The following is a 15,837-nucleotide window of genomic DNA, read 5'->3' on the forward strand; positions in this document are numbered from 1 at the left end:
CATCGGCATCTACCTGCGGCTCCAGCGCGACGAGGTGCGCAAGGCCCTCGCCCGCGCCTCCTCGGCTCCCACCCGGGCACGCACACCACGATGCCCTGAACCCCAGCAGCGCACGCCGTCGGCCGAATACCTGATGGAGTCGAAGCTCGGCCCGGACGATCCCCTGCCGGTCGTCGTGCACGTCGGTGCCTGCACCCTCCGGCAGGGGTGCCGGACCCCGTCCGCGATCAGCGCGCAGCAAGCCCGCATGGTGCTTACCGACACGGTGATCGGGGCCGCGCCGTGCCCGATCTGCAGGCCGGACAACAAACTGGGGATCGTCCTCGCACAAGAAGTGCGACGGCATCGGCCGCGTCCAGCGTCCGGTCCGCGATACCGCTGTCGGTGCGGTGGTGGTGCTACACGACGGTCGGGCGCACCGGGTGCGCATCGGCCGTTGCGGGGTGCGCATCGACGCCGACGGCCTCCAACTGCCGGAGGGCATCAGCAACGCCCTCGTGGCTCCACTTGTTCGGGCGTCACCTCTGTACGGGTGCCACCGGTAACGATCGGCCTCGGAGGCTGGGGTGACTGTCGGTGGCGGCTGGGAAGCTGGCCCCAGACCAACTCCTGGCGGTGTTTCGGTTCCTTCAGTGCCGTCCCGTTCGGCCGCGGCGTGGTTCGGCACGATCGACCTGCCGGGTAGCCAGTGGCCGCGGGGGCGACCGCGCTCTCCACCCCAAGGGATCGGATCTCCACCCGGTGACCGGCCCAGGGGCCGATGGCAGGGCCGGGCGTTGCGGCGAGGGTGGGTGCATGACAGCGAACATCGTGATCATGCAGTTGGCGATCCTGGCCGTGGTGCTCGAGTCGGATCTCGGCCGCCGCAAGATCGGCTGGTTCCGGGTGGGACGGCCGGTCGTCGGCGTCGCCGCGATCGTGCCGTTCTTCTTCACCTCGCTGCCCACCGGCGGCACCGACCTGCTGCTTCAGGGCGCCAGCGCGCTGGCCGGGGCGACGCTCGGGCTGTTCTCGGTCTGCCCGCTGCTGGTGGCCGTCGACTACGACCCGGACTGGCGACGCCGTTGGCCGCGCACCTCGCCCGCCCCGGGCAGGCCCGCTGCGGTCAGCCGCTCCGGGACCGGTTACGCGGCGGTCTGGATCGCCGTGACCGCCACCCGGCTCGGCTTCGCCTACGGCGCCCAGCACATCTTTCCGGTGGGGCTCGGCGTGTTCCTGACCACCCATCACCTGAGCGAGGCCGCTCTGACGAACGGCTTCATCTTCCTGTCCGTGAGCATGAGCCTGTTCCGCAGTCTGGGGCTGTGGGTGCGAGGCCGGGCGCGCCTGGCCCAGGCCGGCGCGGTGGTGGCCCAGGGACCGGTCGTGGGCGCCGCGCGTGCGACGGGCGGTGCACGGTGATCCTCGTACCGCTGCTCACCGGTATTGTCCGGGCTGTCCGCGCGCTGCGGGCGCGTTCTTCGGGCACACCGTCCTGGAATACTCCGTACCGATGAATATTGTCGGCAGATTCAGCTCGGCCGCGGACCATCCAGGGATCGGGCTGAGCGGCATGATCCGTGACCCGCGGGCGCGCGCTGCGGCCATGTTGGTGGGACTCGGCGTGTCGGTCTGGGTCAACGTCGCCACGCTCCCCGCCGACCCGGGGATCGTGGCGCCCGTCGCGCTGGCCGTCGCCGCGCTGGCCTGGATCGTCCTGATCGTCGGCACCCGAGGTGCGCGTGTGGCCGCAGTTGTCCCGGTGATGTGCGCGGCCGGGGCGGTGATCGCTGTCACCGATACCAATGGGCTGATCTTTACCGGCGTCGCGGCGAGTACAGCCGCCGTCGCATTCGAGCCTGCCGCCGCCCTCGTACTGTCCACCGCCGGTCCCGTCGCCTACTGCCTCGCAACTATTCCCCACGGGTCCCTTCCCGGGCACCTGCTGACCACAGCCGCCGTGGCCCTTGCTGGACTGGTAGCCGGTGCGAGCCGACGCGAGATCGATCAGCGTGCCCGGCACAGCACACTGGTCGCCACCGAACGCCGACGTACCGAGCTCGCCCGGGCCGAGGCGGAACTCGCCGCTGAACGCAACCGTCTCGGCCGCGAACTGCACGACGTACTCGCCCACACCCTCGGCGCCCTGTCGATCCAGCTCACCGCGATCGACACCCTCGCCCGCAACAACGCACCGCGCGACAAGCTCATCACACAGATCGAACTCAGCCACGAGCTGGTCAGCACGGGCCTGGACGAGGCACGCCAGGCCGTCCGCGCACTGCGCGGCGAGAGCGCACCGCTGGCCGTTCAAATCAAACGGCTCTGCGAACTCCACCAGGCGGAGCTGAAGCTGGACGGCAGCCCGCAGGAGTGCGATGCCGACACCACGCTCGCGCTCTACCGCCTCGCCCAGGAAGCACTGACCAACGCCGCCAGACATGCCCCCGGTGCGCGCGTGAGCGTGCGCATCGGCTTCGGCCCCAGGGCCGTGACCGTACAGGTCGGCAATACCAGACCAGCGCCGGGCGCGGACACACCCGCGGCGCTGCGTTCGAGCGGAGGGGGGTTCGGGCTCCAGGGCATGAGGGAACGCATCCAGCAGGCAGGCGGTGATCTTCAGGCCGGCCCCACACCCGACGGCGGCTGGCGCATCGCCGCATGCATCCCATGCCGACGGGACAACCTGGGCAACCGCAGTGACGGGAGCGACCGATGAGCCCCACACCGATCTCCGTGATCATCGCCGATGACCACCGAGTCGTCCGCGAGGGCCTGGCCACCATTCTCGGCGCCGTCGACGCGGTGCATGTCGCCGGGCTGGCCGCGGACGGCATGCAGGCCATTGATCTTGCCGTCCGGCACGAAGCCGACGTGGTCTTGATGGACCTTCACATGCCCGGTATGGGCGGCGTCGAGGCCACACGCCGACTCAAGACCGAGCGTCCGGCCACGGCCGTCGTGGTACTCACCACCTACACCGACGACGACTCCATCCTCGCCGCACTCGAAGCCGGCGCCACCGGCTACCTGACCAAGAACGCCTCCGCCGCGGACATTCACCGCGCCATCGAGGCCGCCGCCTGTGGCCACGCCATGCTCGACCCGATCGCCGCAGCCCGACTGATCCGCGCGAGCCGCCGCAACGACCCGGGCCACACCGCGAAGAACGCAGCCCTCCCCGACGGCCTCACCGAACGCGAGGCCCAGGTACTCGGCCTGATCGCGCAGGGCCTGTCCAACGCGGAAATCGCCGCCAGGCTGTATCTGAGCCGTTCCACGGTGAAGACCCATATCCATCAGATCTTCGCCAAGACCGGCAGCCGCGACCGCCCGCAGGCCATCGTGTACGCGCACCGGCATGGGATTGATGCCGAGGATGATCCAGCCCAGCACAACGGGTGACAGGCCGCCAGCCAGCGACGGAATCCGCCGACGGGAACATCCTCGTCAAGGCGATCAGCCGGGCGCGCGTCCGGGGCGGCACCTGAGTTCGCGGCCCGCCCCGGCGCTTGTCCTCCAGACCGGCAACACCCCGCTCGGCATAACGCGCTTTGCAGCGGCCCACCGTCAGCGGTGCCACACCGGCGAGCTCGGCGATGTCCTTCCGGCGCCGCCCTTCGGCCGACCACAACACGATCGGCGCGCGAAGCGCTACGACAGCCGGCACATCCCGCGAACCCGCCACCTCCCGCAACTCAGCCATCGGGACTGTAACACCGTGTCCTACATGGTCAGTTTGTTGAGCCGTTTGTAGCAGCAGAGGGCCGCGGCGAGGCCGAGGAAGGCCAGGTAGTTGCGGGAATGTCGCTCGTAGCGCGGTGACAAGCGGCGGTAGCCGGTCAGCCAGGAGATCATGCGCTCAATGACCCACCGGCGGCGTCCCAGTCGTTCGCTTGAGTCGATTCCCCTGCGGGCGATGCGGACGCCGATGTGCTGGCTGTGCAGCCATCGCCGCAGGTCAGGAAGGTCGTACGCTTTGTCGGCGTGTAGCCGCTGGGGATTGGAATGGTCACTGTGGGATTCGTGTCCTACGTGGAAATGGGCGACCATCGGCTTCAGTCCGAGGCTGTCGTGAGTGTTCGCCGCAGAGAGGCCGACGCGTAGGGGCAATCCGTTCGCGTCCGACAGGATGTGCATCTTGGAACCCGGCTTGCCCCGGTCCACGGGCGACGGACCTGTAAGTTCGCCCCCTTTTTGGCGCGGACGTGAGCGGAGTCGAGCACCGCCCGGGATAGGTCGACCAGGCCCCGGTCGGCGAGTAGTACGAGCACTTTCTGGTGCAGCCGTCCCCAGACACCGGCGCGCGACCAGATCAGGAACCGGCGGTGCACCGTGGACTTCGATGCTCCGAAGCACGGCGGCAGGGCCCGCCAGGCACACCCGCTGACCAAAGCGTAGATGATCGCCGCGAAGACCGCCTCGTCATCAATGTTGGCCACCCCTCCACCCTGCGGTCGCACCCGCGCCGGCGGCAGCAAAGGCCTGGCGATCTCCCAGAGGCCGTCCGGCACGATCCATCCCCACCGCCCACTCCTCATGGCCCAACCAACGACCAACTGACCATGTTAGGACACGGTGTTAGGCAGTTCGTGTGGGCTTGGCGGGTTTCGGCTCGTCAGCGGGCTTGGCCGTGGTGCGCTTGGGCGGTGGGTGAGCGCAAGCCGTACAAGACCGACCTGACCGAGCCGTGATCAAGCCGCTGATCGCGGCGTGGAAGGCACGACATCCATCGGTTTCCGGCCATCAGGGGCGTTACGAGATGCGGGAGATCGTCAGCGCGCTGCGGTACCAGAACCGGACTGGCTCCGCGGCTCCGTTCGAGTACTGCGGGTCAGGGCTGGTCGCCTACGAGAGCGATGGCGCGCGTCTCGGGAACTCCCAGCATCAGCAGGCTCGTGATCGTCGCTGCTCGGGCGCCGAGGGTCCCGTTCGACAGGTCGCTGTCCGCGATGGCGAACACGACGCCGTGGGCGACCTGGCTCAGAATGCCCGACGGCAGGTGCTGTGCGAACACCTCGGTGTCCTGGCCCCGTTTCACGAGGTCGGCGAGGAGTTCATCGACTGGCCCGAGCAGGGCGTGGATCGCCTCGCCGTACTCGCCTCGGCGCAGCGCCAGCAGCACTCGGTACCGGTGCGCCACCGGCCAGAGGCGGGCGATGAATTCGACCCACGCCGCGTCCGCTTCCGCGTCGGAGGCGTTGACTTCGGTGAGCACGGCTGTCATCTCGGCGACGGCCCGTTCCGTGAGTGTCCGGACCAGGTCGAGGCGCGAGGGGAAATGGTCATAGACCGTGCGACGGACGACGCCGGCAGTGGAGGCGATCTCGCCCATTCCGGCGTCTGGGTTCTCTCCGAGCAGTCGGTGAACGGCTTGCCGATGAAGATCCCGGCATTGTTGACCAGCGTGTCGACGCGGCCGAACCGGGCCAGTGCCTGATCCACGACCTGGGCGCCGGTGCCGGGCCGAGCGAGGTCGCCGGGCACGGTGAGCATCTCGGGATCCTCGGAGGGACGGATGGAGCGAGCGGTGGCGACAACGCCGTAGCCGAGCTTGCGGTACGCGGCGACCGCGGCTGCTCCGATGCCCTGGGAAGCGCCGGTGACGATGGCGATCTTCTTCGCGGAAGCCATGCCTGGTCCTCGCTCTCGATGATCTTTCGCATTACGGACTGCGGCGGGTGGCGCATGATTTCCACCGTCGGGGCGCTGGGGCGGCCGATCATCGGGCAAAATCACTGGCCGCCCCTCGGCCGGAGACTTCCCCGGGCGCAAGTCCGGCCGTCGAGCGGGACAGTGGTGCCAGCGGACTGCGAGACGTTTCCCGAGGACAACGCGCGTCTTGATCTCACAGACCTCGACGTCGACCCGGCTCCCGGGGAACCGGGCAGGAGGCTGCCGATCACCGAGAACCCGTTCACGACGGAATGAGCGCCACACCGCCGTTCCCGAGGACATCCGACCTCCGTCCCGACGTGGTCGGCCGGATCACCATCGAGACCGGTGACGATGCCTATCGGTCAGAAGTGGCGGCGACGCTCCCTTCCGGGACACCTGGCTCGGCCGTGCCGCGCGGCGGGCCACTGGAGGACCAGAACGCTTTCGCTGGCAAGAACATCCAGCGCTTGGCCCCGCACGTGCCAGACGGCATGCTCGGCCGCGATCCGGCGATCGGCGTGTGGGCGACGGTCAGTGTCCGACGCGAGAACGCACCCGCCCTGCTCCTGCTCCTGCTCCTGCTCCTGCTCCTGCTCCTGCTCCTGCTCCTGCTCCTGCTCCTGCTCCACGATTTCCCACCCTCGTGGGGGATGTACGAGCCGCTGCCGGCGCGCCATGCCGACCGCTGACGTCTGATGGCACCCGAGTACCCCGACTTCGGGCACAGCAGCGCTCCCGCACCGGCCGACTTCGGGTACGCCTTCGAGCACCTGGCGGAGGTGACGAGCCGTTTCGCGGACGCGCTGGGCATCGAAGCAGCCTCCTGCTCCCTGAGTGCCCGGCATGAGCAGATGGGCGGTTTGAATGCCCGTTCGTGGAGCCTGACACGGAGCCAGCAAATGCCGCTGAATGGTTGCGGCCGCGGTGTGCTCGCGGCGAACCGACGGACGTTGTCGAGGCACACTGCCGTGTGAGCCGCCGCTTCCATGCCCAGCGCGCATGTGGCCACCGCAACACCTGTGAGACTCGGGCCGCGGAGAAGGAGCCGCTGGCACGCTTCCGCAGTGGGAGAAGGCGTCGCAGACAGCGCAGGTACGCCACACCGGTCACCCCGCTCAGGGGGCACGGTGCGGCGCAACCTGGTGCGAAGCGCCCGTTGAGCGGGCGTCAACATCCGCCAGAAACGAGGTCGGTTGATCTGGCCGAACAGGCTAATCCAGGCGGGATACCTGATAGTGGCCGATGGACCAGCCGTCCCCTGTGCGGACAACGAGGACGGAGAGTTTCACGTCCAGCGGGGGCCGGTCCGTGAACGAGAACTCGACGGCGAGGTAGCCGAGGACGAGGTCGTCGGCGTGCCGCCTGGTCTCGAGGATCCGGTATGCCGCCTTCATGCCGAGGGGCTGGGAGTCGTAGTAGTCGGCGACGCCCTGGCGTCCGACGCTGTAGGGGTGCAGCCCCTGGAAGACGGCGTCCTCGGTGAAGAGGGCGGCGACGCGGTCGGGCTGGTGCGCGTCGACCGCGGCCTTCCACTGGTCGAGCACTCCGCTAAGGATCTCCGCGTCGTCGGTCGTGGCGGTCATGTCCACTCCTTGGTCCAAGACTCGGTGTACGGTCAGTGTCCGGTGCTCATGCCTCCGTCGACGTGGAGGATCTCGCCGGTGACGAAGGGCGCCTTCTCCAGGTAGAGCACGGCGTCGACGATGTCGCTCACTTCACCCATCCGGCCGACCGGGTGCAGGGCGGCGAGGAACTCGTGGGTCTCCTCGGGGTGCATGGGGGTCTTGATGGTGCCCGGCGACACCGCGTTGGTGCGGATGCCACGACGGGCGTACTCGATGGCGAGGGACTTGGTCGCGGACTGCAGGCCACCCTTGGTCAGAGAGGCAAGCACCGAGGGCACCCTGGAGTCAGCGCTGTCCACCAGGCTGGTGGTGATGTTGACGATGTGACCGCCGCCCTGGGCGAGCATCTGCTCGACCGCCAGTTGAGTGATACGGAAGAAACCGTTCAGGTTCACGCCGATCACGGCCGCATAGTCGTCGAGGGTGTAGTCGGTGAAGGGCTTGGCGACGAAGACGCCCGCGTTGTTCACCAGGGTGTCGACCCGGCCGAACCGCTCCACCGCGGCGGAGATGACACGGCCGGCGGTGGAGTGATCCGCGACGTCCCCCTGGACGGTGACGACCTCCGCGTCGTCCGAGGGTGCGATGGTGCGGGAGGTGGCGACGACCGCGTACCCGAGTGCGCGGTAGCCGTCCACCAGTCCGGCGCCGATGCCCTGTGACGCGCCGGTGATGACGGCGACCTTCTGCTGCGCAATGCTCACGGTGATCTTCACTTTCGAGGTGGGAGGACTGTTCCGGACCGATGGAAGAATTACTAGCCGACCGGTCGACTATACGACGATAGGCAGCCGTGCGCCGGCGAGGCAACGGTTGGCGGCCCCTCCGCTGGGACTCGATTCCTCCCGTCTGGGAGGCCGTGGCTCTCAGTGCAGGTGAGGACGTCGCAGGTAGAGAACCACGGAGTGCGTCGGCACCCGACGGATCGCGTCGGGACCGACGGATTGCGTCGGTGCACGGGAACGGCGGCTTCCGTCGGCGGGGACTCGGTCTCTACTGTCGGTACGGGTCGCCAGCGGGCAGCCAGGCGTCGGCGGCGTGTATGCCGAGGTCTACGACGCCGTCACACAGGGCGTCCATGGCAGCGATGACCGCCGCGCGTGCCTCGTCCTCGCGCCGGACGAGGGACCAGGTCCAGTAGACCTCGGGGGCGACGACGGGGCGTGTCGCACCAGGTCGGCCGGGAGCGCGCAGGTCTGACCCTTGGGCGAGTTGATGATCGGACGGTCGCTGCGGCGGACGTGGTCGAAGAAGGCCGGGCCGGTGATGCCGCCGTCCGATATGGGCACGGCTCGGGCTCCGGTGTCACGGGCGAGTTCTTCGGCGTAGATGTTCCAGGACGACCAGGACGTGATGTCGTCGTCGAGGAGAACCGCGGTGTCCCGGGTCCGCACGGGGCTCGTGTCGTCTCCCTTGGCGACGGCATAGAGCCGATCGGCGCCGAGGATCCGGGCGTTCAGGCGGTGCCGTTCCACGCCCTCGGCCCGTACCCAGCACACCGCGAGATCGAGGCTGCCGTCGGCCACCCGGGCTGCCTGGGTGTGGGAGGGGGCGACCCAGGCGTCGATGTGGATCTGAGCCACCGCGGAGGTACGAACGGTCAGATCTCCGGGCAGCCAGTTGACGTAGCCGAGCCGGACCGGTTCGGAGCCGGACAGCCGGCCGGCGCGGCGCTGGAGGTCATCCGCCCGTTCCAGCAGAGCGCGGGTGTGCGGGAGCAGTTCCGCACCGGCCGGAGTGAGGGACACCGAGCGGCGATCGCGCTCGAAGAGGCGCACCCCGAGGTCGCGTTCGAGGGCCTTGATCTGCTGGGAGAGGGAAGGACCCGCGATCAGAAGCCGCGCGGCGGCCCGGCCGAAGTTCAGCTCCTCGGCCACCGCGATGAAATACCTCAGTTGGCGCAGCTCCACGCCCGTCATGCTACGCGCGCTGGGAGGTGTCACCTATCAGCAAGGAGGGAGCCGGTCGTGGCAACGTCCCTGGTGGCAGGGCCAGGATGGAGGCACGAAGGCGAGGACGGGGCACCGAACGGCCCTACGACGCGGATCCAGTGACTCCGGCGTGGATCCGAGAGGAGCGAGGAGATGCCAGAGTTCCTGGTGCAGATCACCACCACCGTCCCCGAGGACGTCGGTGCGGACGAGGTCGGGCACCGCCGAGCCGCCGAGGCCGTCCGCGCGGCGGAACTGGCCGCTTCCGGCCATCTGTACCGGCTGTGGCGTCCGGTCGGCGAGCCGCGCAGCATCGGCATCTGGCGGGCCGCCGACGAAGCCGAGCTGCACGAGAAGATACTCGGCACACTGCCGCTCCGGTCCTGGATGACCTTCACCGTCACCGCACTGGTGCCCCACCCCAACGACCCGGGCACGGTCGGCGCGGCGCAGTGACCGGCGCCTGTGCCGGGGCCATCGCCGTCACCCATGGCTGCGGCACCGAGGCCTTCATCAACCAAGATCTGCACCGCATCAGAGGGATATCCACATGAGTTCGCCGGACCTGGGCCTGTCGTCCGTTCGTCCGCACCGCACGCTGCACTCGCCGCGCGGCCACGCGGCCCAGGCCGCCGCGGCACTGGCGGCAGGCATGGGCGTCGGCCGCTTCGTCTACACCCCGATCCTGCCGCTGATGCACGCGCAGGCAGGGCTGTCCGCGAGTGCCGGTGCGAACCTGGCCACCGCCAACTATGTCGGCTACCTGATCGGCGCGCTGGCGGGCATCCTCGTCCCGGCACTGGTCCGCTCCCGTCTGCTCCTTCGCGTCTCCCTGGTGGTACTGACCGCCACTCTGGCGGGGATGCCCACCGTCCACAGCACCGGCGCGTGGCTTGCGCTCCGGCTGCTCGCCGGGATCACCAGCGCCCTGATCTTCGTCATCGCGGTCAACTCCCTCCTCGGCCACCTCAGGCAGCACCCCGCCCACCTGACCGGCTGGGCCTTCGGAGGCGTCGGCGCCGGGATCGCCCTGTCCGGTCTGGTCGTCCTCTTCCTGCGCGCGTTCGGCGACTGGCGCGCCGCCTGGTGGGCCTCGGCCGTGCTCTGCGCGCTCATGACCGTCGCCTGCTGGACCTTGCGTCCGGAGGAATCGCCCGCACCCTCCGGCGGCGGGGCGGGCTCGCATCCCAGGACACGGGTACACCGCTGGTTCAGCGCTCTGTTCGTCAGCTACACGCTGGAGGGCATCGGGTACATCGTCGCCGGCACCTTCCTCGTCGCCGCGATCGGACAAGGCTCCCCGGGCTGGGTCGGCAGTGGCGCCTGGGTGCTGGCCGGACTGGCCGCCGTGCCGTCCTCGGCGCTGTGGGCATGGTTCGGACATCGCTGGTCCCGCCCCGGCCTGCTGCTCACCGCGCTGGTCATCCAGGCCGTCGGCATCGCCCTGCCCGCCGTCGTCGGCGGGGTGCCGGCCGCGCTGGTCTCCGCGATCCTGTTCGGCGCGACGTTCATCGGCATCAGCACCCTCACCCTTGCCGCGGGCGCTCATCTGCGGTTCCCGCGGTCGGTCGCGCTGCTGACCGCCGGCTACTCGGTCGGCCAGATCCTCGGCCCGCTGGCCGTCACCCCCTTGCTCCACCACGGCTACCACCAGGCTCTGATCCTGGCCTCGACGGTGGTCCTGGCCGGCGCGGTCGCCGCCGCCGTGCTCCGCGTCGGCTTCCCCCACGCGATGCCGGTCGTGGACCAGAGCCCTGCGGCACGGTCTGCCGGGCAGGTGGGGCAGTCCGCACCGGTGTACGCCTGCCCCGTGCCGGACGAGGACGAGGCCTGAGGAGACCGGGCCCTCCCGGGCCGCCGCAGCCGCCGGGAGCAGTCGCGCAGGCGAAGATCGGGCCTCAGACGCCGGCCACGGCCTCCTGCGTCGGCCGTCCGCCGATGAGGGCCAGGCAGTTGGACCACAGGGGGCCGAGCCGGTCCGTGTTGTTGTACAGCTTGGCGAACATCACCTGGCCTTCCAGCTGGGCCACGACGGCGCGCGCCGCCTCACGGGTGTCGGCCACGCCGACCTCGCCGCGCTCACGGGCCTCGGCGATGACGGACTCCACCATGTCGACCTGTGCGTCGAAGATCTCCTGCAGCCGCTCGCGGACCGCCTCGGTCTGGTTGCTCAGCTCCAGAGTGAGATTCCCGAACAGACAGCCCGCCACGGTGCCGCAGCCCAGCTGGACGGCACGCTGGCCGGCCTCCGTCTCCTCGAACAGCCGCCGCAACCGCCACAGCGGCTCCGCGTCACCGGTCAGGGCTTGTGTCCAGTCGCGCTTCTGGGCCGCCCAGTGTTCGTCGACGACCGCGAGTGCGAGGGCCTCCTTGGACTCGAAGAAGTAGTAGAAACTCCCCTTCGGCACCCCGGCGACCTTGCAGATCTCGGCCACGCCGAGCGCCGAGTACCCGCGCTCCTCGATCAGCGAGCGGGCTGCGTCCAGGATCTTCCGCCTGGCGTCAGAGGTACGTCCCATGACATCAGCGTACGAAATAACCGACCGGTCGGCTACCTTCAGCGAGCGAACCTCGGGCGGCCGCAGGACGCCGATGCAGGGAGAGGCTCTCGGCCCGGTCAGCGCGCGAACAGAAGCACAACGGTCTCGGTTCGTCCCCACAATCACCCTCCTCCCGCCTGTCGAACTGGGCACTGGTCGGTTCCGCACGAGGAACCGTTACGCCGATACGCCGTCTCGCGCGCGGAGGTCGATCACGTCCTCCGGCGGCCACGGTCCTGGGGCGAGTGCCGCACCGCAGACCTCTCAGCCGACGTGGCGCGGTCGACTCAGCGGCTTTCTGCCGGTTTGCCGCGCAGCAGCGCGGCCACCTCGGCGGCCTCGGCCGTGACACGGGTGGCGGCGCGTGCGGCTCGCCCGGTCATGCGCCAGGCGATCATGCGGAGTGCCGTGGGCGGCGCCGGCGGAAAGACACCGAGCTGGCCCAGCATGGTGATGTCGTCGCGTACCGCCTCATGGCTCACCACCTTGCCGTCACGGAGGCCGAGTACATGGATCTGCTCGAAATCGATGTCATGCCCGGTGGGGGGTATGGCTTGATCGAGTGCGCCGTCGCGGTAGCGGACGAAGGGCCCCGTGTGGCGGCCCCGCATGCGCAGCCGCACCCACACCTGGTCGTCATTGCGTGCGATGCCGAGGACCGGGAAACGCAGATCACTGAAGGCGGAGCGCATCCACGCACCCGAGGCGAGGACCCCGGCCGGGCCGGGCGTGCGATCCACCACGGCTACGTGGCTGGTCAGCCGGCTCCTCACCCGCTTTGTCGGCCGATCACAGATCGAGGACGACCTCGGTGGTCGGCTTGCTGCAGCAGACCAGGACGGTCCCGGGCTCGGGGAGTTCGAGGGGTGGGGTGGTGTAGGTGATGTCGCCTGCGACGAGGTGGGTGATGCAGGTATGGCACACGCCGGTGCGGCAGGACCAGCGGGTGGGGATGTCGCAGGCTTCGGCAAGATCGAGGAGGGACGCGTGGGCGGGTGACCACGGGGTCGTGATGCCGCTGCGGGCGAAGGTGATGAGGGGGCCGGTGCCCGGTGGACCGGATGGTTGGTGCGGCCGCACCACGGCGGTGGGGGTGACGCCGGGATTGATGGCCGGGAGGGCGCTGAACTGTTCCGTATGGATCCGCTCGGGGCGCAGACCATGATCGCGCAGGAAGCCACCGATGTCGTCCATGAAGGCGGGTGGTCCGCACAGGTAGGCGTCGGCGTCGGTGGGGATGCCCATGGCCGTGAGTGATCGTGCGGTCGGACGGCCCTGGGTGATGTAGTGCTCGCCGGGATGCGGGGTCTCGGAGGTGTAGTAGATGTGCTCGTGGGCGTTGGGGAGTTGCGCCAGAAGGGCGTGGCTCTCCTCCGCGAAAGGGTGGTGGGCGCGGTCGTGGGCCGTGTGGATCCACCAGACAGGGCGTGCGTCTGTTGTGGCGGCGAGTCGGTGGAGCATGGCGAGCACGGGGGTGGCACCGATCCCTGCGGAGATCAGGAGGATCGGGCGGGTGCTTTCTTGGAGTACGAATGTTCCGCGGGGGCTGGCGATGTCCACGAGGTCCCCGGGGCGGAGCGTGGCATGGATGTAGCTGCTGACCGTCCCGTGGGGCTCATGCTTGACGCTGATGCGGTAGGTGTCGGCTGTGCGTGCGGAGGAGAGTGAGTAGCTGCGCACTGCGGGGGCGGCATCGCCGACGGCGAGGCGGATGGAGAGGTACTGGCCCGGACGGGCTTCGGGCAAGGGTGTGCCATCAGTGGCGGCGAGGTAGATCGACGAGACGGTGGGGGTCTCAGGAACGATGCGGGCGATGCGCATGGTCTTGAACCCCGGCCATTGCGGCTCTTGTCTGGGCTGCTGGCAGCTGGCGCGTTCGCCCGGCCATCCCGGTTCCTGTTTAGGCTGCTGGGCGGCGGCGAGTTCGCGGAAGGACTGCTGCCATCCGGGGCTGAGAGCGGGGATGTTCAGTGCTTTACGCAGCTTCGCGGGGTCGCGACCGGGGAGGTAGAGCAGCGCGTCGATCTCGGCAACGCTGAGTTGTTCGGGACCTTTGCGGATGAGGCTGATCTCATCGCCGACTTCGACGCGCCCCTCGGTGAGGACGCGCAGGTAAAAGCCGGGTCGGTGGTGGGCGACCAGCAAGGAGGCCATGGTCGGTTCGCCCAGGCGCATGCCGACCCGGTAGCAGGTGACGCGGGGCTGGGAGACTTCGAATTCCGCTTCGCCGATGCGGTACCGGTCACCAATGCATACTTCGTCGTCGGGCAGGCCGTCGACCGTGAAGTTCTCCCCGAAGATCCCGAAGGTCAGGTCGTCGCGTCCGAGCTGTTTTTGCCAGTACTGGTAGGACTGCAGCTGGTAGACGAGGACGGCTCGCATTTCGCCGCCGTGCCCGGCCAGATCTCCTTGACCGTCTCCGTCGACGTTCAGCCGCCGGACCATGCGGCAGCCCTGGACAGGGGCCTTCCACGCTCCGGTGTGCACGGTCCTTCCCTGCCAGGGCACATCCTTGGGCAGTCCTACGTTGACGGACAACAGCGTCGCCATGGTGGACCTCCTGCGCGATGGTAGCCGGGACACCCCCCTCATGACGCTGTGCCTCGCAGAGAAGCGCGCTCAGCCGCACATCAGCCCCCGCGCTCAGCCGCACATCAGCCCCATCGTATGCGTGCCTTCCGACGGCTGGCCGTCAGAAGGCGGACCTGTCACTCCGTGTCGATGCATGCGGCTCGCCCTGCGAACGCTCGATCGCGCCTGACGCCCGTCCAGGTGGCGGGCTGGAAGACCTTTGCCTCCCAGCAGGGAGTAAACAGGTCGTAGTCTCGGTACGACTCGAAGGCGCACGATGAGCCCAGGCAAATCCGACGGTTCGCGGCCCGACCCCTGCTACGACCGGCTCGCCGACCGCTTCGGAGCATTCACCGACCAGCGCTCGACGGAGTACTGGCGTCCGCGCCGCGCACGTCCCGGAGCCACCTGATGAACCACAAACGCCCCGGACGGGGCCCGACCACCGTGACGGTATTCGTCTTCACCCGGGGTGCGGCTCTTCGATGTGGCCGGTCCCATCGAGGTGTTCGCTGCGGCCAACGAGTTCGGCGGTCAGTGTCAGGTGCGGATCGCGTCCGAGGGGTACGGACGTGATCACCTCCGCCGGGACCCGCCTCGGCGCCGATGTGCGGGTCGATGATGTACGGGAGCCATGCGACGTCCTGCTGATCCCGGGGCCCGGAATGGGAAACGCTGATCAAGGACGTCGCAGTCGATCTCGCCCGCTGTAGGCCAGGGGCTGGATTTGCCGCAGAAGCCGCGCCCAGGTGCCGTCCGCCGACCACAGCCGATGGCGTGGAAAACGAGCAGATCAAGTGACGTCACACGATCGGCCGGACGGCTCCTGGGTGTCCAGTCCCGGACCGAGGTGCTGGCGCATCAGCGCCTGCGCGGTCGTCTCGGCGGCGGCGAACCTGGAGCGTCCTGCGTCGGTCAGGGTCGCCTCGACCGTCCTGCGGTCTCCGGCACGACGATGGCGATCAATCAGTCCGGCAGCCTGCAGACCCCTGAGGAGGTAGGACATCCGGTCCCCGGATTCCTGGAGGAACGCCGCCAGCTTGGCAACGGGCACAGATCCGCTCGCGGCCTCGGCGAGCGCGCCGAGAATGAGGTAGTCATGGAGCGACAGTCCGTGCCGAACCCGCAACTCACCGTGCACGAGACTCAAGGTCCGCAGGACCCCTGGAAACTGCCACCGCGTGGTGTCCGACAAATCGTAGTCGACCATATTCCTTCCCACGGGTCGGTTCTCCGGCCGCAAGCCTGTGGCGGCAGCATCACAACCAGATTCCACTACGACGTCGATCCCGGGCCGGACGGACACGAAGCCCTCGGATCAGGACGGCGTCACCCGCCCGCACTCCGACTGTGCGACGACGGCAGGCAGCAGGCGGTCACCCGGCCGATGTCCTGATGTGAGGCCGTCGTGGCGCGCCCGGCCATCCGTCTCCGCACTCCTGAGGTTCCCCCGACATGCGGGGCGAGGTGACAGCAGGTCAGATAGGGCTCATGAGAGGAGCTCTGACGATGCCTGCCCCGAGGAAGTACCCG

The 15,837-nt window shown here is 69.0% G+C and carries 16 protein-coding genes and 4 pseudogenes; 9 read left to right on the plus strand and 11 right to left on the minus strand.

Annotated elements, in window-relative coordinates; genetic code table 11:
• Positions 1 to 133 precede the first annotated feature (133 nt).
• The 4 genes from ACWC2T_RS37565 (at position 134) to ACWC2T_RS37580 (ending at position 3,384) form a co-directional block, all read left to right on the plus strand.
• Complete coding sequence (locus ACWC2T_RS37565) at positions 134 to 685, plus strand: DUF6233 domain-containing protein (protein WP_450674833.1); 552 nt, start codon at positions 134 to 136, stop codon at positions 683 to 685.
• A 110-nt stretch (positions 686 to 795) separates the two neighbouring features.
• A complete protein-coding gene (locus ACWC2T_RS37570; protein ID WP_450674820.1) occupies positions 796 to 1,401 on the plus strand; it encodes a hypothetical protein in 606 nt (201 codons plus the stop codon).
• A 151-nt stretch (positions 1,402 to 1,552) separates the two neighbouring features.
• Positions 1,553 to 2,698 carry a sensor histidine kinase gene (locus ACWC2T_RS37575; protein ID WP_450674821.1) on the plus strand — a complete coding sequence of 382 codons (1,146 nt, stop codon included), beginning with the start codon at positions 1,553 to 1,555 and terminating at the stop codon, positions 2,696 to 2,698.
• Entirely contained in the window at positions 2,695 to 3,384 is a 690-nt protein-coding gene (locus tag ACWC2T_RS37580; protein ID WP_450674822.1) for a response regulator, read from the plus strand. Before ACWC2T_RS37575 ends, ACWC2T_RS37580 begins: the two co-directional genes overlap by 4 nt.
• Positions 3,385 to 3,457: 73 nt before the next feature.
• Here the strand turns inward: ACWC2T_RS37580 and ACWC2T_RS37585 are convergent.
• Positions 3,458 to 3,685 (minus strand): annotated as a pseudogene (locus tag ACWC2T_RS37585) (helix-turn-helix domain-containing protein); the annotation flags it as partial.
• A 20-nt stretch (positions 3,686 to 3,705) separates the two neighbouring features.
• A protein-coding gene (locus ACWC2T_RS37590) for an IS5 family transposase (protein ID WP_450674834.1) occupies positions 3,706 to 4,520 on the minus strand; the annotation gives its coding sequence in 2 pieces (ribosomal slippage) (positions 3,706 to 4,178 and positions 4,178 to 4,520; 816 coding nt in all).
• 108 nt (positions 4,521 to 4,628) lie between these two features.
• On the opposite strand from ACWC2T_RS37590, the pseudogene ACWC2T_RS37595 reads away from it, so the two are divergent.
• A pseudogene (locus ACWC2T_RS37595) lies at positions 4,629 to 4,786 on the plus strand (IS5/IS1182 family transposase); the annotation flags it as partial.
• A 27-nt stretch (positions 4,787 to 4,813) separates the two neighbouring features.
• On the opposite strand, the gene ACWC2T_RS37600 reads toward ACWC2T_RS37595, so the two are convergent.
• Both ACWC2T_RS37600 and ACWC2T_RS37605 read right to left on the minus strand, forming a co-directional pair.
• On the minus strand, positions 4,814 to 5,206 hold the full coding sequence (locus tag ACWC2T_RS37600; RefSeq protein WP_450674835.1) for a hypothetical protein: 393 nt from the start codon (positions 5,204 to 5,206) through the stop codon (positions 4,814 to 4,816).
• Positions 5,207 to 5,340: 134 nt separating this feature from the next.
• A pseudogene (locus tag ACWC2T_RS37605) lies at positions 5,341 to 5,613 on the minus strand (SDR family oxidoreductase); the annotation flags it as partial.
• A gap of 491 nt (positions 5,614 to 6,104) precedes the next feature.
• Here ACWC2T_RS37605 and ACWC2T_RS37610 point away from each other — a divergent pair.
• Complete coding sequence (locus tag ACWC2T_RS37610) at positions 6,105 to 6,326, plus strand: hypothetical protein (RefSeq protein WP_450674823.1); 222 nt, start codon at positions 6,105 to 6,107, stop codon at positions 6,324 to 6,326.
• Between the two features lie 522 nt (positions 6,327 to 6,848).
• Here the strand turns inward: ACWC2T_RS37610 and ACWC2T_RS37615 are convergent.
• From ACWC2T_RS37615 to ACWC2T_RS37625, 3 genes and pseudogenes are all read right to left on the minus strand, one after another.
• Positions 6,849 to 7,220 (minus strand): nuclear transport factor 2 family protein, encoded by a 372-nt coding sequence (locus ACWC2T_RS37615; protein ID WP_450674824.1) that lies wholly within the window; start codon positions 7,218 to 7,220, stop codon positions 6,849 to 6,851.
• A gap of 32 nt (positions 7,221 to 7,252) precedes the next feature.
• Positions 7,253 to 7,966 (minus strand): SDR family NAD(P)-dependent oxidoreductase, encoded by a 714-nt coding sequence (locus ACWC2T_RS37620; protein ID WP_450674825.1) that lies wholly within the window; start codon positions 7,964 to 7,966, stop codon positions 7,253 to 7,255.
• Positions 7,967 to 8,255: 289 nt separating this feature from the next.
• A pseudogene (locus ACWC2T_RS37625) lies at positions 8,256 to 9,181 on the minus strand (LysR family transcriptional regulator).
• A 165-nt stretch (positions 9,182 to 9,346) separates the two neighbouring features.
• Here ACWC2T_RS37625 and ACWC2T_RS37630 point away from each other — a divergent pair.
• Together ACWC2T_RS37630 and ACWC2T_RS37635 are read left to right on the plus strand one after the other, a co-directional pair.
• The gene (locus ACWC2T_RS37630; protein WP_450674826.1) at positions 9,347 to 9,649 is read left to right on the plus strand and encodes a muconolactone Delta-isomerase family protein; all 303 of its coding nucleotides are present in this window, start codon (positions 9,347 to 9,349) and stop codon (positions 9,647 to 9,649) included.
• A 94-nt stretch (positions 9,650 to 9,743) separates the two neighbouring features.
• Entirely contained in the window at positions 9,744 to 11,027 is a 1,284-nt protein-coding gene (locus tag ACWC2T_RS37635) for a YbfB/YjiJ family MFS transporter (RefSeq protein WP_450674827.1), read from the plus strand.
• Positions 11,028 to 11,091: 64 nt separating this feature from the next.
• Here the strand turns inward: ACWC2T_RS37635 and ACWC2T_RS37640 are convergent, their stop codons facing one another.
• The 3 genes from ACWC2T_RS37640 to ACWC2T_RS37650 form a co-directional block, all read right to left on the minus strand.
• Positions 11,092 to 11,712: a TetR/AcrR family transcriptional regulator gene (locus tag ACWC2T_RS37640; RefSeq protein WP_450674828.1), complete on the minus strand. Its 621-nt coding sequence runs from the start codon at positions 11,710 to 11,712 to the stop codon at positions 11,092 to 11,094.
• Positions 11,713 to 12,020: 308 nt separating this feature from the next.
• Positions 12,021 to 12,506 (minus strand): ester cyclase, encoded by a 486-nt coding sequence (locus ACWC2T_RS37645; protein ID WP_450674829.1) that lies wholly within the window; start codon positions 12,504 to 12,506, stop codon positions 12,021 to 12,023.
• Positions 12,507 to 12,522: 16 nt separating this feature from the next.
• Positions 12,523 to 14,283: an MOSC domain-containing protein gene (locus ACWC2T_RS37650; RefSeq protein ID WP_450674830.1), complete on the minus strand. Its 1,761-nt coding sequence runs from the start codon at positions 14,281 to 14,283 to the stop codon at positions 12,523 to 12,525.
• A 298-nt stretch (positions 14,284 to 14,581) separates the two neighbouring features.
• On the opposite strand from ACWC2T_RS37650, the gene ACWC2T_RS37655 reads away from it, so the two are divergent.
• Entirely contained in the window at positions 14,582 to 14,716 is a 135-nt protein-coding gene (locus ACWC2T_RS37655) for a hypothetical protein (RefSeq protein ID WP_450674831.1), read from the plus strand.
• A 381-nt stretch (positions 14,717 to 15,097) separates the two neighbouring features.
• On the opposite strand, the gene ACWC2T_RS37660 is transcribed toward ACWC2T_RS37655, so the two are convergent.
• Positions 15,098 to 15,514 carry a MarR family winged helix-turn-helix transcriptional regulator gene (locus tag ACWC2T_RS37660; protein WP_450674832.1) on the minus strand — a complete coding sequence of 139 codons (417 nt, stop codon included), beginning with the start codon at positions 15,512 to 15,514 and terminating at the stop codon, positions 15,098 to 15,100.
• Between the last annotated feature and the right edge of the window lie 323 nt (positions 15,515 to 15,837).

This window comes from Streptomyces sp. NPDC001393 (assembly GCF_053597455.1).